19 protein-coding genes are annotated in these 20,043 nt (G+C 43.5%); 8 read left to right on the top strand and 11 right to left on the bottom strand.

From position 1 onward, the window contains the following. Positions 1-105: 105 nt before the first annotated feature. The gene (locus tag RTR63_RS01570) at positions 106-996 is read left to right on the top strand and encodes a LysR family transcriptional regulator (protein WP_095356087.1); all 891 of its coding nucleotides are present in this window, start codon (positions 106-108) and stop codon (positions 994-996) included. Positions 997-1,048: 52 nt separating this feature from the next. Here the strand turns inward: RTR63_RS01570 and RTR63_RS01565 are convergent, their stop codons facing one another. Together RTR63_RS01565 and RTR63_RS01560 are read right to left on the bottom strand one after the other, a co-directional pair. Beyond that, the gene (locus RTR63_RS01565) at positions 1,049-2,452 is read right to left on the bottom strand and encodes an outer membrane protein transport protein (protein ID WP_312522312.1); all 1,404 of its coding nucleotides are present in this window, start codon (positions 2,450-2,452) and stop codon (positions 1,049-1,051) included. A gap of 272 nt (positions 2,453-2,724) precedes the next feature. Then, entirely contained in the window at positions 2,725-3,420 is a 696-nt protein-coding gene (locus tag RTR63_RS01560; RefSeq protein ID WP_312522311.1) for a DUF3108 domain-containing protein, read from the bottom strand. Positions 3,421-3,822: 402 nt separating this feature from the next. On the opposite strand from RTR63_RS01560, the gene RTR63_RS01555 reads away from it, so the two are divergent. Together RTR63_RS01555 and groL are read left to right on the top strand one after the other, a co-directional pair. Beyond that, positions 3,823-4,116, top strand: coding sequence for a co-chaperone GroES (locus RTR63_RS01555; protein WP_198001374.1), 294 nt, complete (start codon positions 3,823-3,825; stop codon positions 4,114-4,116). Positions 4,117-4,287: 171 nt separating this feature from the next. After that, entirely contained in the window at positions 4,288-5,928 is a 1,641-nt protein-coding gene (gene groL / locus RTR63_RS01550) for a chaperonin GroEL (protein ID WP_224054190.1), read from the top strand. Between the two features lie 227 nt (positions 5,929-6,155). Here the strand turns inward: groL and yaaA are convergent, their stop codons facing one another. The 8 genes from yaaA to RTR63_RS01510 all read right to left on the bottom strand — a co-directional run bounded on the left by yaaA (position 6,156) and on the right by RTR63_RS01510 (position 12,677). After that, positions 6,156-6,962 carry a peroxide stress protein YaaA gene (gene yaaA / locus RTR63_RS01545; protein WP_312522309.1) on the bottom strand — a complete coding sequence of 269 codons (807 nt, stop codon included), beginning with the start codon at positions 6,960-6,962 and terminating at the stop codon, positions 6,156-6,158. A 100-nt stretch (positions 6,963-7,062) separates the two neighbouring features. Beyond that, positions 7,063-7,983: an ornithine carbamoyltransferase gene (gene argF, locus RTR63_RS01540; RefSeq protein ID WP_007114922.1), complete on the bottom strand. Its 921-nt coding sequence runs from the start codon at positions 7,981-7,983 to the stop codon at positions 7,063-7,065. 126 nt (positions 7,984-8,109) lie between these two features. Beyond that, entirely contained in the window at positions 8,110-9,195 is a 1,086-nt protein-coding gene (gene alr, locus RTR63_RS01535) for an alanine racemase (RefSeq protein WP_312522305.1), read from the bottom strand. A gap of 27 nt (positions 9,196-9,222) precedes the next feature. Continuing rightward, positions 9,223-10,644 carry a replicative DNA helicase gene (gene dnaB, locus RTR63_RS01530; RefSeq protein WP_312116298.1) on the bottom strand — a complete coding sequence of 474 codons (1,422 nt, stop codon included), beginning with the start codon at positions 10,642-10,644 and terminating at the stop codon, positions 9,223-9,225. A 274-nt stretch (positions 10,645-10,918) separates the two neighbouring features. Continuing rightward, on the bottom strand, positions 10,919-11,377 hold the full coding sequence (rplI, locus tag RTR63_RS01525; RefSeq protein WP_060994380.1) for a 50S ribosomal protein L9: 459 nt from the start codon (positions 11,375-11,377) through the stop codon (positions 10,919-10,921). 15 nt (positions 11,378-11,392) lie between these two features. Further along, positions 11,393-11,620 carry a 30S ribosomal protein S18 gene (gene rpsR / locus RTR63_RS01520; RefSeq protein ID WP_036594162.1) on the bottom strand — a complete coding sequence of 76 codons (228 nt, stop codon included), beginning with the start codon at positions 11,618-11,620 and terminating at the stop codon, positions 11,393-11,395. Between the two features lie 15 nt (positions 11,621-11,635). Then, complete coding sequence (gene rpsF / locus RTR63_RS01515; RefSeq protein WP_007114929.1) at positions 11,636-12,064, bottom strand: 30S ribosomal protein S6; 429 nt, start codon at positions 12,062-12,064, stop codon at positions 11,636-11,638. A gap of 145 nt (positions 12,065-12,209) precedes the next feature. Then, positions 12,210-12,677 carry a hypothetical protein gene (locus RTR63_RS01510; protein ID WP_312522302.1) on the bottom strand — a complete coding sequence of 156 codons (468 nt, stop codon included), beginning with the start codon at positions 12,675-12,677 and terminating at the stop codon, positions 12,210-12,212. Between the two features lie 424 nt (positions 12,678-13,101). Here RTR63_RS01510 and RTR63_RS01505 point away from each other — a divergent pair, with 424 nt between their 5' ends. Beyond that, positions 13,102-13,314 (top strand): hypothetical protein, encoded by a 213-nt coding sequence (locus RTR63_RS01505; RefSeq protein WP_309576718.1) that lies wholly within the window; start codon positions 13,102-13,104, stop codon positions 13,312-13,314. A gap of 138 nt (positions 13,315-13,452) precedes the next feature. Here RTR63_RS01505 and RTR63_RS01500 read toward each other — a convergent pair whose 3' ends face one another. Then, positions 13,453-14,835: a L,D-transpeptidase family protein gene (locus RTR63_RS01500; protein ID WP_312522300.1), complete on the bottom strand. Its 1,383-nt coding sequence runs from the start codon at positions 14,833-14,835 to the stop codon at positions 13,453-13,455. Positions 14,836-15,485: 650 nt separating this feature from the next. On the opposite strand from RTR63_RS01500, the gene prmB reads away from it, so the two are divergent. The 4 genes from prmB to serC all read left to right on the top strand — a co-directional run bounded on the left by prmB (position 15,486) and on the right by serC (position 19,937). Continuing rightward, positions 15,486-16,544 (top strand): 50S ribosomal protein L3 N(5)-glutamine methyltransferase, encoded by a 1,059-nt coding sequence (gene prmB, locus RTR63_RS01495; RefSeq protein WP_409418180.1) that lies wholly within the window; start codon positions 15,486-15,488, stop codon positions 16,542-16,544. 140 nt (positions 16,545-16,684) lie between these two features. Then, entirely contained in the window at positions 16,685-17,788 is a 1,104-nt protein-coding gene (gene aroC, locus RTR63_RS01490) for a chorismate synthase (protein WP_312177285.1), read from the top strand. A 75-nt stretch (positions 17,789-17,863) separates the two neighbouring features. Next, positions 17,864-18,712, top strand: a complete 849-nt coding sequence (locus tag RTR63_RS01485) for a hypothetical protein (RefSeq protein ID WP_312522298.1) — start codon at positions 17,864-17,866, stop codon at positions 18,710-18,712. Between the two features lie 121 nt (positions 18,713-18,833). Beyond that, positions 18,834-19,937, top strand: a complete 1,104-nt coding sequence (gene serC, locus RTR63_RS01480; RefSeq protein WP_050325058.1) for a 3-phosphoserine/phosphohydroxythreonine transaminase — start codon at positions 18,834-18,836, stop codon at positions 19,935-19,937. Positions 19,938-20,043: the final 106 nt, after the last annotated feature.

Here is a 20,043-nt window from a genome sequence, read left to right as displayed (position 1 = left end):
AATTGTATTTGTCTATACGTTATCTTATAATCTTATTTAATGTATTTTTTAAAGAATGAAACTTTTATTTATATCAAATGGTAGGGTTTTAGTTTTGGGGGAAAGATGAATACCACAAATTTAAATACTTTTTTAGCGGTTATGCAAACAGGTAGTATCTCGCAGGCGGCTGATAAACTATTTATTACACAGCCTGCAGTGAGTAAGCGTATCAAAAACTTAGAAGACGAATTTGATGTCACCCTTTTTGATACCGTGGGTCGTGGTATTATCCCAACCCAAGCGGCACATGACTTGATACCCCATGCCAAACGCTGGCTAGATGATTACGATAATCTAAAAATTAATCTTAAAAACCGCCAGCAAACGGTGTCAGGTAAACTGATTATCGGTACCAGTCATCATATTGGTTTACATCATCTGCCAGCTGTCCTCAAACAATTTATCCAAAGCTATCCTGCGGTACAGCTGGAAGTGCATTTTGTCGATTCTGAGCAAGCGCATAAAGCCGTCCTTGATGGCGACTTGTCGTTGGCTTTTTTAACCCTACCCCCTGTGTATGATAAACGTCTAAATTATCATATGCTATGGTCAGATCCGCTGCATTTTGTGACGGGTGTTTTATCGCCACTGGCGCATAAAATGAACGTGACGCTTGAGCAATTGGCGAATTATCCAGCGATTTTACCCGCCGCCAATACCTTTACCAGCCAAATCACTTTAGCTGAATTTGCCAAATATAACTTAAAACCGTATGCCACGATGAGCACCAACCCGCTAGAGTCGATTCGTATGTTGGTGTCGGTTGGGCTAGGCTGGTCGGTGTTACCACAAACGTTAGTCAATCAAGATTTACAGCCGATTAATATGGATACCCCCGTTGAGTTGCAACGCTATTTGGGTTTGGTTACTAACCCAAATATCACGGTATCTGCAAGTATGGCAGCCTTACTTGATATGTTAGGATTAGAGGTGGATGGTAAACATCGCGATTAATGGATCGATATAAAAAAAAGCCTATCGATGTGATAGGCTTTTTTTATGAGACTTACTTTTTCTGATAAGTTAAACGCAGCCCATAAATCCAAGCATCGTTGTTTTGGAAATCACCCACTAAGTCGCCATTGGGGATTTTTGATTTGGCATCGCCAAACATCAAATATTTCACGCCTGCCGACACGGCAACTTCGGGTGTAACATTGTACTTGGCGCCTAGACCCACATTCCAATGACCTTCGACAGGCCCTAAGGTGGTGGTGGGATCACCCGCGCCGCTATCCCAACCCACTGAGCCTGATACCGCCCATTGATTACTTAATTTTTTACCCAAGCCCACTTCTGCTGCCCAGCCATCATCTGAGTAATCAATCAAGTTTAAACCATTGGGATATAGGGGTTTAAAATCCGCGCCGGTGGCTTTTTTGGTCGTTGCATTATACAAAGGCGGTTTGATTGAAAAATCACTCCAAGGTACCCAGCGCAGTTTTGCGGTCAATAGGGTGGTTGGATTGAGACCTGTTTGAAAGTCAACATTCACAGATTTTGGGGTAGTGATGGTCATGTCATAACTGCCTGATTCGCCAGTTGCTGGCATGTATTCATACGCTACGGTGTCATGATCAATTTCAGAGCGATAAGTCAACGCCGCTTTAAGCGCAATCTCAGGTTTGCTATAGGCTAAACCTGCCATCCAACCATAACCATTCGATTGGGCAAAGATGCCATCATAACCTTGGGTAGAATTGTAGGCTTTACCGCGTAAATGCACTTCACCTTCTAATTTTTGTAATACCGGCCCGCCATATACTTGCCAGTTATTTTTTTCGCCAAATTTGACCCCCACCAAACCCGTGAAGTTTTTACTATCAACGGAGGCATTGGTACCTTCGTTGGGATGCTGAGCGATATTGCTTGCTAGATTGTAGGCTGCCCCTGCTTGCTGTGCGGTTTTAACCGCGTTAGCTGCATTATAAGCGAGTGTTTGGTTGGTTGGATCTGCTTTATAAGCAGCAGCAGCGGTTTTTGCAGCTGTGGCGGCTGCTAGCGCCGCTTGTCCTGCAGCAGCAACCTGCTGCGCGCTGACTGTACCATTAACAAAGTTATTATTGCCTGTGAACTCAACATCCGCGCCCCACGGTTGGTCAAAAAACACACCCACACTGACTTTATCATTGATGTCTGCTTTTGCCCCATAATTGATAAAATCATAGTTTAGCGCCATGTTGTTGGTATCGCGACCTTCTTCGTACGTGGTTGGCGAAGGGGTGGTGGCCGCATTGTCTTTGCCACTAATTGATGGGTCGATGGTGATTCGTTCGATGTACGCAAAAGTGCCATCTTGCGTAAACCCCCAACTTGGCTGAGTTGAGCGGTCAAGCCCTGCGGCTTGGGCAGCGCTAGCAAATGAAATGCTGGCAATAGCGAGTGTTAAGGATTGCAATCTTAATGACATGAAATACTCCCTTTTACATGGATATTGATAAAGTGCGAATTGGAGAGCTTGCTAAAGGTTGCTAAAAGGTATGAGAAACTTAGACAGGATAGTGAGGCCTTCCAATGGACCCACAAAGAATAGTTAAAAACTTACGCCTTGACAACTTATGGCTTACAAAAATAGCGCCAATTTCTGACCTGATAAGTCATTAATAGCGTATTTACAGTGACATAAACATAACAAAACACCGATTAATATAATCGGTGTTTGAGTCAAAACATGACAAAGTATTAATTTACTCTAGCCAAATTCATTTCCATTTTTCTACCATCATTGTTTTGAACCACTTTGACAGGTAGATAATCGAGTTTTGGGGCTAACCAAAAACTGGTTTGACGGTCTTTATCATCATGTACGCGATCGATACGCACCACATCAAAAGTGCCCGCTGGCACGGTAATGCGAGTCATGGCAGATTTTTTGAAGGGCACTGCTTCAACGGTATTGCGATCTGCCATGTAATAGTTACCACGGAACTTGCCTGCTTTTAAATCTTCCCGAATTTGAATTTCTAAACTTAAATCATCATACGCAGGCTGTGGCAAAGCAATGACTTTGTTTTGACCTTTATAATTGGTGACCAGTTGTTTTTTTGCGTTATTAAAGTTTAATGTGGTAGTTCGACCCGCCCCTAAGATTTTGTATTGGGTTAACGCGCTCACCGGTAAGATAGCGCCATTGGTATTGACAAAATTGGCGGTTTGCTTGGCACTGGCTAATTTACCGACACTTGCATTAACGTTATAAAAATACTGATTGCCAGTTTGGGTCAATACACGGCTTGCGGTACCATTATATTTGCCTTCAATATTAAAATTATAGGTTGCATTAAAAGGGGCAACTGCCGCATTCGCTATAGAAGTGATAGCCATCGCTGACACGAGTGAAGTACTTACTAACAGTTTTTTTACTAAAGAATTTTTCATGTTTCATCCATCAAATAACGTTCATCAGATAAGGTTAAATCTATTTGGTATGCATACAGTAGTATTGATGGCAAGCAAATACAAGCCAGTTAACAAAAGATTGTGATTGTGCAATAAACGACAGTCTTTATGAGGTATTTGGGTGAAGGGGTTAAAAAATTGACAACAAATTGCAAAATTTCGCAATTTTCTGCTTGAACAAACTGGCATACATCCCCACTGTTAGACAGTGAATTGATAACATGTGATAAGCATAGGATTATTTATGCAAACAGATAGTTATCATCTTTTTGTGGTCGGCAAAATAGCGGTGGTCTTTTGAGCTAACCTCTGAGCTGATCACAGCTTTCAAAGCTAACTACGGCTTTCAAACAATAATTTAACAGTTAATTTATGGAGTAGATTATGGCAATTCGTCCTTTACATGATCGTATCGTCGTGCGTCGCAGCGAAGAAGAACAAAAAACGGCTGGCGGTTTATTACTAGCAGGCAGTGCCCAAGAAAAACCTTCTCAAGGTGAAGTCATTGCAGTAGGGAATGGTCAAATCCGTGAAAACGGCGATGTACGTGCGCTCGATGTCAAAGTTGGCGACAAAGTACTATTTGGTCAATACGCCGGCTCAACGGTTAAAGTAGATGGTGAAGAATTATTGATTATGAAAGAAAGTGATGTATTGGGTGTGATTGAAGGTTAATCAGTCATTACTTTAAACAATCGTTTTTTACCCAAAAGCTAATTTACTTAGTCTTAATTTACCTGGTCTTAATCTAACTGGTTGAGTACTTGGTAAAGTAATTAATAGCAACCGTGGTAGCAATTTGAACTACCTTATACAAATAAAAATTTATAATTTGGAGAATTTAACATGGCTAAAGATGTAAAATTTGGTATTGATGCCCGTGCAAAAATGATTGACGGCGTCAACGTATTAGCAAATGCGGTTAAAGTAACATTGGGTCCTAAAGGTCGTAACGTGGTTATCGACAAATCTTTTGGCGCACCCACCATCACTAAAGATGGCGTATCAGTGGCTAAAGAAATCGAACTTGATGACAAATTTGAAAACATGGGCGCACAGTTGGTGCGTGAAGTTGCAAGCAAAACTAACGATGTTGCAGGTGACGGTACTACCACAGCGACTGTTTTAGCCCAAGCGATTTTGCAAGAAGGCATGAAATCAGTTGCCGCTGGCATGAACCCAATGGACTTAAAACGTGGTATCGATAAAGGTGTGCGTGCCGTTGTTGCACAAATCCACGCGTTTTCAACCCCAGCCAATGACACCAAAGCCATCGCACAAGTCGGCTCTATCTCAGCTAACTCTGACCAAACTATCGGTGACCTCATCGCTCAAGCGATGGAAAAAGTGGGTAAAGAAGGCGTAATCACAGTTGAAGAAGGTTCAGGCTTTGAAGACACCCTTGAAGTCGTTGAAGGTATGCAGTTTGACCGTGGCTACATCAGCCCATACTTTGCCAATAAAGCAGATACGTTGACCGCTGAACTAGAAAACCCATTAATCTTGTTAGTCGACAAAAAAATCAGCAACATCCGTGAGTTGATTCCACTACTTGAAAACGTGATGAAATCTGGTAAAGCCTTACTGATCATTGCTGAAGATGTTGAAAACGAAGCCTTGGCAACTTTAGTTGTAAATAACATGCGTGGCGGTTTAAAAGTCTGCGCTGTTAAAGCCCCTGGTTTTGGTGACCGTCGTAAAGCAATGCTTCAAGATATCGCTATTTTAACGGGTGGTACGGTTGTATCAGAAGAAATGGGCATGAGCTTAGAAACGGCGGATTTATCAGTATTAGGTACTGCCAAAAAAGTGACGGTTGGTAAAGAAAACACTGTGATTGTCGATGGTGCCGGTCAAAAAACTGAAATCGATGATCGTGTTGCCTCTATCCGTCGCCAAGTGGAAGAATCAACCTCTGATTATGACAAAGAAAAGCTACAAGAGCGTATTGCTAAACTCGCAGGCGGTGTGGCAGTTATCAAAGTCGGTGCGGCGACTGAAACTGAAATGAAAGAGAAAAAAGACCGTGTGGATGATGCCTTGCATGCAACTCGTGCTGCCGTCGAAGAAGGCGTTGTAGCAGGTGGTGGTGTGGCATTGGTTCGTGCTATCTCTGCGCTTGACAATGTCAATGGTGACAATGACGACCAAGCCGCGGGTATCAACATTTTACGTCGTGCGATGGAAGCACCACTTCGTCAAATCGTGACCAACGCAGGTGATGAAGCATCTGTGGTGGTAAACCAAGTCAAAGGCGGTCAAGGTAACTACGGTTACAACGCAGCGACTGGTGAATATGGCGATATGCTTGAAATGGGTATCTTAGACCCAGCCAAAGTCACTCGCTCAGCGCTTGAAAACGCAGCATCTGTGGCAGGCTTGATGCTTACGACAGAAGCAATGATTACTGACCTGCCAAAAGACGACGCTGGCGCTGCTGCCATGGGTGGTATGGGCGGCATGGGTGGTATGGGCGGCATGATGTAATCTAAAGATTATATCCTACTCAAGCCATTTAGCTAAAATTAAAACCCTATTAAACTTCAGTTTAATAGGGTTTTTTAATTAGGGAAATTATCACAACCATGACGATGGAACTACCGACCGCTTCACTACCACAAGCCAACACCATCGGTGTATTCAATAAAAATGTGTTAAAAGATAGTATGAGTGTGGATTTATGGGCGAATATTTTGCGTTAAATGGCGGCGCAGTTAATCATTATCCCGTCTAAAAACATACTCAGTTGAGCTTGAAGCATTTTCAACAAACTGATAGCCTTCCAAGTTAAAGTCTTTTAACTGTTGCGCGGTTGTCAGCTGATTTTCAGCGGCAAAACGCACCATCAAGCCGCGTGCCTTTTTGGCATAGAAACTTACCACTTTATATTGACCATCTTTGCCGTCTTCAAAACGGGGCGTGATAATATCCGCGCTGATTTTTTTGGGATTAACCGCCTTGAAGTATTCGTTGGAAGCCAAGTTTACCAAAACTTTGTGTTTATTTTCTGCCATGCGTTGATTGATGAGATTGGCAAGCGTATCGCCCCAAAATTGATACAAATTCTCGCCTTTGGGATTTTTTAGTTTTGTGCCCATTTCCAGGCGATAAGGTAGCATCAAATCAAGCGGTTTTAACAAGCCGTACAACCCAGACAATATTCCTAATCGCTCATTGACATAATGGACTTGTTGTTCAGTCATTTGCTGCGCTGCCAAGCCTGTATAGACATCGCCATCAAATAAATACAGCGCCGCTTTAGCAGGTATGTCAGCATGATCGGTGCTAAATGGCTGGGTAGTATGCCATCGCCAATTTTGGTTGCGCACGACATTTAATTGCCCAAGTTTACCTGAGATACTCATCAACGCCGACAAATCGGTTGGTGCTAATGTTTTTAATTCACCCATCAATTCGCAAGCGTGCGCCATCAAAGCAGGCTGGGTGTAATGTTGACTACAATCGAAAGGTAAATCATTTTTTTCATTCAAATTTTTGGCAGGCGAGAGCACAAAGTACATGGCTATGTTCCGTTTGCTTTATCGGTTAAGAATTCGAGCGATTAAGATAATGATGATAATGGCAGAGCAGGGCGCAAAGATAACGCCCAGGCTCAATAGATTAGGCGAGTTTGATTTTATCGGTTAACAAAAATTCCATCAGCGCTTTTTGGGCATGCAGACGATTTTCGGCTTCATCCCATACCACAGCGCGCGGATCCTCAAGCAAATCATAGGAGATTTCTTCGCCGCGGTGGGCAGGCAGACAATGCATAAACAAGACGTCTGGATCGGCTTTATCCAGTAATGAACGGGTCACCATATACTGAGCAAATCGCCGCGCACGAGTATTTTGCTCGCTTTCTTGTCCCATACTTGCCCATACATCGGTGGCAACCAAATGCGAGCCTTTGACCGCCTCATTAACATCTTCGACCAGCTCGACACAGTGCGAATACTGTTTGATGAGGTCGGCATTGGGTTCAAACCCATAAGGGGCGGAAACCCGCAATTGAAAGCCAAATTGATGCGCGGCATGGATAAAAGAAGCGCACATATTGTTGCCATCCCCAATCCAAGTTACCGTTTTGCCTTCGATGCTGCCACGGTGTTCCATAAAGGTTTGGATATCGGCTAGTAGCTGACAAGGATGCTGTTCGTCAGTGAGTGCATTGATAACAGGTACTTGCGAATACTGGGCGAATTTTTCAACAATACTGTGTTCAAAGGTGCGAATCATGACGATATCGACCATGCGTGAGATGACACGTGCTGAGTCTTCAATCGGTTCGCCACGACCTAGCTGGGTATCGCGAGGTGATAGAAATATGGCATGACCGCCAAACTGTCCCATCCCTGTTTCAAACGAAATACGGGTACGGGTACTCGATTTTTCAAAGATCATCCCCAAGGTACGACCGACAAAAGGCTGATAAATAACCCCTTCATGCTGCATCAAACGCAGTTCACTGCCGCGTTTAATCACTTGCATCAATTCTTCTTTGCTAAAATCCAATAACGTCAAAAAATGGCGGGTACTCATTGCCTGTCCTACATCCCAATTTTGTCAATAAACATTACAGTAAACTATCAGTATAGCGGATTTATCCAAACTGTCTAGCAAATTGACGCATTTGTGTCACTTTAACATCCGTCACATAGTTAACAGTTACGACTGATAAATCCACGTTGGACGTCGCGTGACCACGCTTAACAGCTCATAGCTAATGGTATCATTCCAGCTACCCACTTCATCAATAGTCGGTGCGTTACCCCAAAGCTGGACAGGGCAGTCAAGGTTTACCTCAGTAGTATGGGTTAAATCAACCATCAACATATCCATCGCCACGCGACCGATGATAGGCGCCTGTTGACCTGCGACCACGACATAGGCATCATCGCTAATCACCCTTGGATAACCATCAGCATAACCCACACTGATAATGCCGATGCGCGCTGGGGCTTGGGCAGTCCAGCGACTACCATAACCCACGCTATCGCCCGCTTTTAGCGTATGAATTGCCATGATGCTGGCGTTAAAATGCATGACGGGTTGCAGATTTAGCTGTTTGGCAGTGGCATGATTTACAGGCGTTGCCCCATACAAGATAATGCCTGGGCGCACCCAATCATAATGGCGGTCTGACCAGTTGACAATCCCTGCTGAATTACACAATGAGCCTTTAATCGCTGGGTTGACTTGGTCACGTAACATTTGTAAGGTTAAATCAAATAACTCAAATTGTTGTTGGTTATTGGGATGATCGATGGCATCAGCGTTGGCAAAATGGGTGGTCAAAACAATCTCGTAACCTGCCTCGGTTAATTGCTGGGCAATTTCCCTGACTTCATCCGATGTAAAGCCAAGGCGGTTCATGCCAGTGTTTAGTTTTAGCCACACGGTTGCGCCGGTTTTTGCAGGCTGCTGCAACGCCCAGTCTAATTGGCGTTGGTGGTGTACCACGCACTCGATTTGATGCGCTATACAATATTGCCATTCTGCTAACGAAAACGCGCCTTCAATCACTACCATTAGTTTTTGCCAGCCAGCCTGTTGTAGTTCTATCGCTTCTTGCAAACAAGCGACACCTAAGGCATCGGCTTGTGCTACGGCGGGTAAACAGTTGACTGCGCCATGCCCGTAGGCATTGGCTTTCACCATGGCTAATACCTTGGCGGTAGGGGCATAATCTTTGACGCGTTGTAGGTTATGGGTAAGCGCTGCTAAATCGATGGTGATGCTGGTTTGACGCACAATCTTGACCTTGTTGCAGTGAAATTTTTATTCATCAGGTTCGCTAAAGGAAGCGGTTTGGTAAAATTCAGGGGTTAGGTTACCAAAACGGGTAAATTGCCCTTCAAAGGATAGGCGCACTGTCCCAATAGGTCCATTACGCTGTTTACCGATAATGATTTCAGCTGTGCCTTTAGCATCGCTATTTTCATTATAAACCTCATCACGATAAATGAACATAATCAAATCGGCATCCTGCTCAATGGCACCTGACTCCCGTAAGTCCGACATAATCGGGCGTTTGTTGGGGCGATTCTCCAAGCTCCGATTTAGCTGTGATAAAGCCACCACCGGGCAATTCATCTCACGGGCAAGCGCTTTTAAGCTTCGAGAAATCTCCGAAATCTCACCCACGCGGTTGTCGCCTAAGCCTGGGACTTTCATCAATTGTAGATAGTCGACCATTACCATGCCAAGTTTGCCATCATTGTCTTTGGCAATACGGCGACAGCGCGAACGAACCTCAGATGGCGGTAGCGCGGTACTGTCATCGATATACAATTTTTTAGCATGCAGATGGGCGATGGCGTTAGAAAGTTTACCCCATTCATCTTCGTTCATTTGACCTGAGCGCAAATGCGTTTGGTTGATGGCCCCCCAAGAGGACAATAGACGCATCACAATTGACTCGGCAGGCATTTCCATCGAAAACACCACCACCGGTAAATCGGTATGAAATAAAATACTCTCTGCCAAATTCATCGCAAATGTGGTTTTACCCATCGAAGGACGCGCTGCCACAATAATGAGATCGCCCGCTTGTAGCCCTTGGGTTTTGTTATTGAGTTCTTCAAACGGGGTCTTAAGCCCAATCATGCCTTCAGGATGGTCTTTAAGTTCTTGGATATTGTTGACGACATTGGTAATAACATCGCTCAGTTGGGTAGGACCCTTGTGTTTTGAATGGCGGCTATGGGTTTCATTGATGGCAAAAATTTCGCTTTCAACGGTATCTAAAATATCACTGACACTTTGATTTTTTGGGTCAAAGGCAAGCTCTAGCATATGACTGCCGGCTTTGATGATTTGGCGTAAGGTCGAGAATTCTTTTACCCGCTGCGCATAAGCAGTCAAGTTAAACAGCGTCGCTGGGCTTTGTGATAGGATATCGCCTAGATAATCGCTACCACCTGCAGGTTCAAGCAGTTTTTGCATATCGAGCCAGTCCATCACCATGGTGGCATCATACGGCTCATTGGCATTGGCAAGATGAGAGATAGCATCAAAAATATATTGATGGCGCTGTGCATAAAAATCATATTTGGTAATAATATCTGAGATGCGATCAAACGACTCTTCAAGGCTCATCAGCGACGCTAGGACGGACTTTTCTAAGTCCATACTGTGCGGTTGATGCTGCGTCAGCGAAGTATTCTTAAGATCGTTCTCTTTGGTTTTATCGTCTGCCATGATGACCTGTGATAAAGTTATTTTAAATAGTTTGAAAGGGCAAAATTTTGCTAAAAGTTATCGGTTGCAAATGGTGAGTCTAACACACGCATCAAAATAGAACAGTCAATATACCGAAAAAACCATCCAAATTCTAATGAGAAAAATATAAAAAAACGGCAATTTTTTTGAATGAAATCAGCTTGAATTTTAGGGTTTTTTGTTGAATTTTTACGCCGCAAACAATAAAAAAAAGAGACAGCAAAGCCATCTCTTTTTTAAAGTAAACTATCAATTAAGCAGCTGAATCTTCTGCCAAGATAGTGACTTGAATGTTGGTCATTACATCGTGATGTAATTGAATGTCAACATTGTATTCGCCAATTTGACGTAATGCACCTTCAGGCAATTTAACTTCTGAACGGTCAACAGGTAAACCAGATTTAGTTAAGGCATCGGCGATATCGCGAGTACCGATAGAGCCAAATAGTTTGCCTTCATCACCTGATTTTGCACGGATGATAACATTGACGTCTTGTAGCGCTTCAGCACGGGCATTAGCAGCGGCTAATTCATCAGCTTCTACTTTTTCAAGTTCTGCACGGCGTGCTTCAAATTTTTCGATGTTAAAAGCAGTAGCTGGTAATGCTTTACCTTGTGGTACAAGGAAGTTACGGCCATAACCTGCTTTTACATTAACAGTATCGCCTAGTTTACCTAGGTTAGCGATACGTTGTAATAAAATAACTTGCATATATCACTCCTCGGTTTATTTTTGGCTGTCAGTGTAAGGAACCAACGCAAGATAACGCGCTTGTTTGATTGCTACAGCCAATTGGCGTTGATATTTGTTTGAAGTACCAGTGATACGGCTTGGTACGATTTTGCCACTTTCAGTGACATACTGTTTTAGGATTTCGATATCTTTATAATCGATATGGGTAATGCCTTCAGCAGTAAAACGGCAAAATTTACGGCGGCGATAAAAACGTGCCATGATTAGTCTCCTTAATTATTCGTCGTTGTTGTCTTCAGCATCAACTTCTGACTCATCATCATTTGATTGATAGTCATCTTGAGCTGTATCGTTACGGCGTGAAGCTTTACGAGCACGTTTTTCTTCAGCACTTTTTGCTAATGGTGATTCTTCAGTAATCGCTTCGTCACGACGGATAACTAAGCTACGGATGATAGCATCGTTATAACGGAATAATTCTTCAAGCTCATCAAGCGTTTGTTGACCCGCTTCAATGTTTAATAGCACATAGTGAGCTTTGTGAACTTTGTTGATTGGGTAAGCTAATTGACGACGACCCCAATCTTCTAGGCGATGGATAGCACCACCTTGTTCTTTTACTAAGTTGATATAACGCTCAACCATGCCAACCACTTGGTCGCTTTGGTCTGGGTGAACCAATAATACCAGTTCATAATGTCTCATAAAGACTCCTCACGGATTAAACAGCCGTTGACCCCGTGTCAACAGCAAGGAGATTGAATGCACCTAAGTTAGAATCATCTAACTATATTGGTATAAACAAGGTGCGCTATTATATAGTAGCACACACTCAGTAGCAAGTTAATATTTACTTAACAAATTCGCCCACGCATTGCTGTAAGGTATTCGATACCGCACGCGCCACAATGACATTGCGCGCGGCCGGGTCGACTGCTGCTGTGGTCAAATCGACAATGGTGACGGACTGCGGGGCTTTTTCGCTGACGCAGCTACAGACATTGCTCGCTACCTCTGCTTGCTTGTCGGAAGTCATCAATACACTGCCCAAGCGCCAGTATTGGTTATTTTGTAATTGAGCTTGGCATTGTTGATTCACTGCGGCTTTAAATATCGCCATGCCGACATTGTTGGCAGCGCCGATGGTGCTATTAGCATCCATCACACCGGTACCAGTGGTAGCGGCGCAGCCGCCCAAGGCTAGGGCTGAGCCAATCACTGCAGCGGCACTTCCTATGCATTTAGTAGCTTGGCGTTTATTAGCTAGGCGTTTAGTAGATAGCCTAATAGCGGCGAAAAAAGAAAATTGTTGATGCATATCAAATACTCCTGTCCTTTATTGTGTTAAACAATTGATAAACACCGCTAACATAGCAGATTACAGAAGATTTCTTTACCACAATTTTTTAACCAAGTCATGTTATTGGGTCATAGTTATTAAAAATAGTTACTAAAAAATATGCCATCAAACTTAAAAAACTGGGTGGGATTTTTTTTCATCAATGTTTATAAAGCCAATTAAATTCCTCGACCTCAGTGATATTAATCGGAAAAAAACACGGATTTTTTGGATTTTTCGATAGATTTGATTCAAATTAAACCTTACTAAAAATGTGGGATTGATAACCAATTGTTTTAGGTTGCGCATTTGTTTAATCTTTTTTTCCCTTGTATTGAGTGTGGGATTGGATTATAACTATACGTAACAAATACATCTATTTACACAATAATAAGGAATTGTTATGAACTGGCAATTATTTAGCGTAATTTTTACAATCGCTTCTGGTGTGACTATCGGTGTTTTAATGACCATTGCGCTGGTAACTGGTTTTGACCAAATTCCACACATTATAGCCACAGCGATTGTCGGTTTAATCCTATCTATTCCAATTGCATGGATTGTCGCCAAAAAAATGCAAACACTGACTACTGCCAAAACCCCAGTTGCGCGATAACAAAGTACGCTAGATAAATAACTAAAACCGCTAAAACCGCTTAACTAATAATAGCTAAGCGGTTTTTTTATGGCTAATAAGGTTAAAAGTGTATAGCACTCACGCTAGACTACGGTGCTAAACGCTATAGCTCAACAGCTACTGTAAATCTACCTTGGTACCTGTATCAACATTGGCATACACTTCAAGCACATCCCAGTTGGTTAAGCGAACACAGCCGTGCGAGGCTTGACGGCTAATGCCTTCAGGAACGGGCGAGCCATGGATACCATATGATGGTTTACTCAGTCCCATCCATACCACACCGACTGGACTTTTGGGTCCTGGCGGCAACATAAACACTTTTTTATCTTTGCCTTCACCGCTACTGGCGCGGTACCAAGGGTTTTTAACACGATTGACAATACTAAAGGTACCCGTAGGAGACGGTGTATCACTACTACCGACCGTGGTAGGATAAGTGGCAATTAATCTATCGCCATTATAAGCGTATAAGATATTGTCGGCTTTTTTGGCAACCAAACGGGTGATTTTCTCATTGAGTGGCGCGCCTGGGTTAAACACGGTGATGGTTTCACCCACGGTGAATTTTTTATCGCTATTAAGCTTTTTAAGATAGCGAATATCCATGTGGAAACGTTCAGCCAACATTTCTTGGACGTCTTGATAGTATAGACCTTTCATTTTAGATTTGGCTTCACTACCACTCGGTGTTGGCTGATACGGACCTTTAATATCTTCTTGCGTCAAGGTATAACCGACCAACACAGGCTGATTGGCAGGGATTTTTTCATTTAACAGTTTCCAAACTTCCGCGCTCATACGACCATCTTGGGGTAGTCCATGCATGGCTTGGAAATTTTTGAGCGCTTTTTTGGCATTCATACCCCAGCCGCCATCAATCGGACCCGGTGAAGCATGATTCCAATCTAACAAGGCTTGAAGTTTTAAGGTCGTTGCTGAGTTAACATTTTGACCGGGTTTCCAGTCGGCGCTATTGACTAGCTGTGCGTAGTCAGACAAATTTAGGGTAGAAAAACTGGCAGGTGTCGTTGCTGTTTTATTGTTACCTACCGTCGTCGGGTCAAAAGTTGGCGCAGCCGTCGTAGTATTGTTGACTTCTTCAGAGCTCGCGCCTGCGACACCTGCACCCGAGGTATAGTCACTGTCGATACCTGTTTGGGTGGCGTCTTCTTTAATGCCTAATGCCGTGGTGGTGGCTGAGACTGGCGTCAAGGGAATATCGGTTGAAGTTGCCGTTGGTTTTGCTGCCGTCACCGCAGTAGCCGAGGCGACTTTGGGCGTGGTGGTAGATTGTGTGACGCTAGCTGCGGGCTTGGCTGTTTGCGGTTTTTTAGTAGTAGCAGTCGCGGCTGCGGTAGAGGCGCTAGCCGCTTTCGTGGTGGCAGTTTTAGTCGTGGTCGTTTTTTTGGTGGCGGTGGTGTCTGAGACCGTATTGGTGGCTGCAAATGCTTGATTGGCAATAAGACAAGCTAGGGTAGACAGTACAAATTTTTTCATAGATTGACTCAATAATCGGCAATAACAAATAAAAATAAGGGACAATATAAATAACGTACAATAAAAGCATAAATTGGCAGCAATTATACTATAAAAACCAACTTTTCGGGCAATGGCTCATTTGTTGGCAGCACGGCAATCTAAGTAGCGTTTGCCAAGGCGTTTAACAACCTTGCGCTCTGAAACCTCGCTACACACTTAATTTTTACGCCGTTAAATTGTTGTATAGATAAATTGTCCCAGAGGCGAATTTACATGCTTTAAGTCTAACATTAACAAATCGCATCATAGACAATGGTAAAATTTTTTAACCAAGCGGTATTTTTATAGCAAGGTTAAGGCAAAAAAGGGTTTAAAACATTTAGACCTGCGAGCAACATTTATTTTTACCATGTTTATTTAACAGCTCGATGATGAAAAATTGAATTGTGCAAATCTGTGACCCTTTAGCTTGTTAAATAACTTTAGCTCGTTAAATAATTTGTAAAAAAATCAAAGTATATTATAATTTTAATTCAAAATTTTTTAGGTTAACCACTATGTCATCATCGCCATTTGCATCAGCCAATGTTTCTCACACGCCATCTTTTGACCAACGTCAAGATTCACAAAATTTTGATGACTTGCAAATCGATTTGCAAGCACTTGATATGGATAAAGAAACTGAGTCAGATGACATCTTTGACACTATGCAGCAAGAGTTTGCTGAAGCCCACCAAACCCTAAAAACGATTCGCGATTTTATCCGTTTTGGAGTCAGTAAATTACGCGAGCATGATGTGGTAGTCGCGCAAGGTACCACAGATGAGTTTGCTGAAGCTTCTGCCATTGTGCTACAAACCTTGTCGCTTGATTGGTCTGCCGATGAGCAAATTTTAGATTGTCGCCTGACCAATAGCGAAAAATCAGAAGTATTGACATTGTTGCAGCGCCGTATCGTTGAACGTAAACCTTTGAGTTATTTAATTAATTTGTCTTATTTTTGCGATTTGCCATTTTATGTGGATGAGCGGGTATTGATTCCACGCTCGCCCATTGCTGAGCTGATTCGCCAGCAGTTTTATCCCTATTTTGAGCCGAATGATTTGGTTGAAAAAATCAGTGGCCCTACTAATGACAAAAAATTTCATGACCACGGATTGTATGATAAACAGTTAGCACAACCAGAGCGTATGCTTGATTTGTGTACAGGGTCAGGCTGTATTGCCATTGCCTTGGCAAGCCGTTTCCCTGATGCAATGGTCGATGCCAGTGATATCGACAAGAACGCGCTAGAAGTGGCAGCGGTCAATGTGGAACATCACCACATGAACCATCAGGTCAATTTGATTGAGTCAAACTTATTTGAAAAAGTGCCTGCAGAAAATCAATATGATTTGATTGTGACCAACCCGCCGTATGTCGATGCGGCAACGATGGCAGATTTACCACCCGAGTTCTTGCATGAGCCAGACCATGCGTTGGCAGCGGGACAAGATGGCTTGGATTTGGTGCATCATATTTTATACAACGCCCCAGATTATCTAACTCGTGACGGCCTGCTAGTGTGCGAGGTGGGGGATAGTGAATGGGCACTACGCCAAGCCTATCCTGAAATTCAGTTTGATTGGTTAACCTTTGCGCATGGCGGACATGGGATTTTTGCCATGGATTATGATGAATTGATGGAAAATCGGGCATATTTTGAGCAGTATGTGAGTGTTTCTTAGTAAGCGGTTGTTTAGGGTTGCTATCTTTAACTTGTTGATTTAATGAGTTAGATATTGGCTAAAAAAACAATATATGAACAGGGTGCAACAAATCTATTATTTTATTTGCAAGCATTCATGAAATAGTAAGCGGAGCGTAAATGGCAGGCAATACCATCGGGCAAGTTTTTACCGTTACCACCTGTGGCGAATCACATGGTGCAGGACTCATGGCAATCGTTGACGGTGTGCCACCAGGTTTGCCTTTAACCGAAGCAGATCTGCAAATTGACTTGGATCGTCGTAAGCCCGGTACTTCAAAATTTGCGACCCAGCGCCGTGAAGACGATGCAGTTGAAATTATCTCTGGTGTGTTTGAGGGTAAAACGACAGGCACTTCTATCGGGCTGTTGATTCGCAATACCAACCAAAAATCCAAAGATTATAGCGATATTAAAGACACCTTTCGTCCCAATCATGCCGATTATACTTATAGCATGAAATATGGGTTTCGCGATTATCGTGGCGGTGGTCGCTCATCAGCGCGTGAAACGGCAATGCGAGTGGCAGCGGGCGCGATTGCCAAGAAATATTTGAAACAACGGCTAGGGGTAGAAGTTCGCGGTTATGTGACCCAGATTGGTAATGTGGTTGCCAAACAGATACCTGAAAATACGATTGATTGGGAATTTGTCAACAGCAACCCATTTTTTTGTGCGGATATAGACGCCTTACCAAAGTTTGAGCAGCTGATTACCCAATGCCGTGAGCAAGGAACAAGCTGTGGCGCAAAGCTTACCATATTGGCATCGGGTGTACCGGTGGGATTGGGTGAGCCTGTGTTTGACAGGCTTGATGCGGATATTGCCCATGCGATGATGAGCATCAATGCAGTCAAAGGCGTTGAAATTGGCGATGGCATGGCAGTGGCGGGACAGTTTGGGCATGAGTCTCGCGACGAGTTAACCTTGGACGGCTTTAATGCCAACCATGCCGGGGGAATTTTAGGGGGGATTTCATCGGGTCAGACGATAGTAGTGAGTATTGCGCTAAAACCTACTGCCAGTATCACTACGCCGGGTCAAAGTATTGATATTCACGGCAATGCAGTAGAGATGCTAACCAAAGGGCGGCATGATCCTTGTGTCGGTGTACGTGCTACGCCGATAGCAGAAGCCATGCTTGCCATTGTGCTGTTAGACCATTATCTGCGTCATCGTGGGCAAAATGCAGATGTCACTGTGCCGCTCACCCCGATTGTATAATTTTTTAATAGGGGTATTTGGTTGCTATAAGGTTGCTACAATGCGTTGCCCCATTCAACTTGAGTTAACATTGGTATGACTGTGCCTGACCTTACCCTTGATGAGCAGCAGTACGATGCCTGGCAAAGCGAAATACTGGCGCAGATGGGTATTACACGTTGGGTGCGCCAAGATTGCCCTGTCAAAACGTTTGCTAATCTAGAAGATTTTGAGGTTGTTTCTTCCTATCAAGCGGTTGAGACGCTTGCTGCCATGCCACAGCAGTTACCACCAGCTCAAACTGGGTTAACGAGCGAACTTGCGCCCATTGATACAACGCCAGACTTCAATCATCCTGTTATTGCGGATGATGCCGTTGGGAGTGTAGCAGAATTACCCCTAGCGAGTCTGGCAGATTTTCACCCCCATGATATACCTTTACCCAATCATTCACCTTTAAAAAGCGACCTTGCGCCAAATAATGATAGGTACAGTAATCCCGGGCAGAGTGATGAGCTATTCAATAATGAACAGATCAATGATGAATTGCTCACTGCCAGTTTTGATGTGCAGGCGATAGTGGGGGGTGAGTGGACACTGGTGGTTGACAGTCATTTTTTGCAAACGGACAGCCGCCAACAGCAGTTATGGCAACAAATCATCAGTGGGTTAAAAGCATCAGTGCATTTTTTTAACTTTCCCTTGCTTACCGATAGCCAGAATTTACCCAAAGCCACGGTGCAATTAATGAGCAGCTACCCGATGGCAGTCGCAGGGTTTTCAGGATTTTTATATCGTATTAATCAAGGCAATCCCAAGGTGGGGGCATTGACGCCATTGCCTGACTGTCTAGATGAACAACCCATACAGCGTCTGCCGTATCTGCTGGATATGCTCGATGATTATCGCCTAAAACGCCAACTTTGGCAGTTGCTAGCCCGTTAAACCCAATGAGCTGCCGATTGATGACTTATCTTTATGATTCATCGACTAGCCATATTGTGGTAAAGTATTTTTTTATTTCATTTCACACGATAACATTTCACACGATAAAAAGGAACGTGCTATGAGTGTCAGCTTTGATCAACGTGTTGCTAACTTTTGTGCAGGCCCAGCGTCTATGCCGACTGCGGTGCTGCAAAAAGCGCAAGCCGAATTGTTAAATTGGCATAGCTCAGGCATGTCGGTGATGGAGATGAGCCACCGTAGCAGTGAATTTGTGGGCATTGCCTCAAAAGCCGAGCAGGATTTGCGCAAGCTGATGAACATTCCTGACAATTATAAAGTGCTATTTTTGCAAGGTGGCGCAAGCTTGCAGTTTTCAGCCATTCCATTGAATTTACTCAAAGGGGAGGCTGATTATTTAGACACCGGCATTTGGTCGAAAAAAGCCATCAGCGAAGCCAAACGCTATGAGCAAGCGGGGCTAGGCAAAATCAATGTCGTTGCTTCTGCCAAAGACAGCAACTATACCACTGTGCCTTCACGTGATAGCTGGCAACTTAATGACAACGCCGATTATTTCCATTATTGCCCCAACGAGACCATTAATGGCTTGGCGATGTTTGATGTGCCAGCGGTCAATGTACCCATCGTGGCGGATATGTCATCTTGCATCCTATCTAGCCCAATAGATGTATCAAAATTTGGACTGATTTATGCAGGTGCGCAAAAAAATATCGGTCCTGCAGGTTTGACACTTGTGATTGTCCGTGATGATTTGATCGGTCATGCCAACTTGGTTTGCCCAAGTATCTTGGACTATAAAAACCAAGCCGACAATGATTCGATGGTCAATACCCCCGCAACTTTTTCTTGGTATCTGGCAGGTTTGGTGTTTGAATGGTTGCTTGAGCAAGGGGGTGTCGAGGCAATCTATCAACAAAATTTGTTAAAAGCGCAAAAGCTGTATGAATTTATCGACCAAAGCGATTTTTATCAAAACCCTGTCAACAAAGACAACCGCTCAATCATGAATGTACCCTTCACCTTGGCAGATAGTCAACTTGATAAAACCTTCTTAGCTAAAGCCGACGAAGCAGGATTTTTAAATCTTAAAGGACACCGGTCAGTGGGCGGCATGCGCGCCAGTATTTATAACGCGATTGATTTGGCGACCATTGAAAAGTTAATCAAATTTATGCAGCAGTTTGAACAAACTAGCGTATAAAAAGATTTAACAATCATGCTACATTAAGACTTAACAGCTAAAATGCTTGTTAAGTCTTTTTTATAGTTGGCGGGTGTGGGGCATATGAGGGATAACAGCTAGCCAT

Source organism: Moraxella sp. CTOTU47724, assembly GCF_032014955.1.
GTDB lineage: Bacteria > Pseudomonadota > Gammaproteobacteria > Pseudomonadales > Moraxellaceae > Faucicola > Faucicola tetraodonis.
Note: the sequence above shows the minus strand (reverse complement) of the source record. Positions and strands in the feature narration are given on the sequence as shown.

Bases quoted from the DNA above. Each gene is read 5' to 3' on its own strand.
- RTR63_RS01570 (WP_095356087.1), top strand. From the start codon at position 106: ATGAATACCACAAATTTAAATACTTTTTTAGCGGTTATGCAAACAGGT.
- RTR63_RS01565 (WP_312522312.1), bottom strand. From the start codon at position 2,452: ATGTCATTAAGATTGCAATCCTTAACACTCGCTATTGCCAGCATTTCA.
- RTR63_RS01560 (WP_312522311.1), bottom strand. From the start codon at position 3,420: ATGAAAAATTCTTTAGTAAAAAAACTGTTAGTAAGTACTTCACTCGTG.
- groL (WP_224054190.1), top strand. From the start codon at position 4,288: ATGGCTAAAGATGTAAAATTTGGTATTGATGCCCGTGCAAAAATGATT.
- yaaA (WP_312522309.1), bottom strand. From the start codon at position 6,962: ATGTACTTTGTGCTCTCGCCTGCCAAAAATTTGAATGAAAAAAATGAT.
- argF (WP_007114922.1), bottom strand. From the start codon at position 7,983: ATGAGTACCCGCCATTTTTTGACGTTATTGGATTTTAGCAAAGAAGAA.
- dnaB (WP_312116298.1), bottom strand. From the start codon at position 10,644: ATGGCAGACGATAAAACCAAAGAGAACGATCTTAAGAATACTTCGCTG.
- rplI (WP_060994380.1), bottom strand. From the start codon at position 11,377: ATGCAAGTTATTTTATTACAACGTATCGCTAACCTAGGTAAACTAGGC.
- rpsR (WP_036594162.1), bottom strand. From the start codon at position 11,620: ATGGCACGTTTTTATCGCCGCCGTAAATTTTGCCGTTTTACTGCTGAA.
- rpsF (WP_007114929.1), bottom strand. From the start codon at position 12,064: ATGAGACATTATGAACTGGTATTATTGGTTCACCCAGACCAAAGCGAC.
- RTR63_RS01510 (WP_312522302.1), bottom strand. From the start codon at position 12,677: ATGCATCAACAATTTTCTTTTTTCGCCGCTATTAGGCTATCTACTAAA.
- RTR63_RS01505 (WP_309576718.1), top strand. From the start codon at position 13,102: ATGAACTGGCAATTATTTAGCGTAATTTTTACAATCGCTTCTGGTGTG.
- RTR63_RS01500 (WP_312522300.1), bottom strand. From the start codon at position 14,835: ATGAAAAAATTTGTACTGTCTACCCTAGCTTGTCTTATTGCCAATCAA.
- prmB (WP_409418180.1), top strand. From the start codon at position 15,486: ATGGATAAAGAAACTGAGTCAGATGACATCTTTGACACTATGCAGCAA.
- aroC (WP_312177285.1), top strand. From the start codon at position 16,685: ATGGCAGGCAATACCATCGGGCAAGTTTTTACCGTTACCACCTGTGGC.
- RTR63_RS01485 (WP_312522298.1), top strand. From the start codon at position 17,864: ATGACTGTGCCTGACCTTACCCTTGATGAGCAGCAGTACGATGCCTGG.
- serC (WP_050325058.1), top strand. From the start codon at position 18,834: ATGAGTGTCAGCTTTGATCAACGTGTTGCTAACTTTTGTGCAGGCCCA.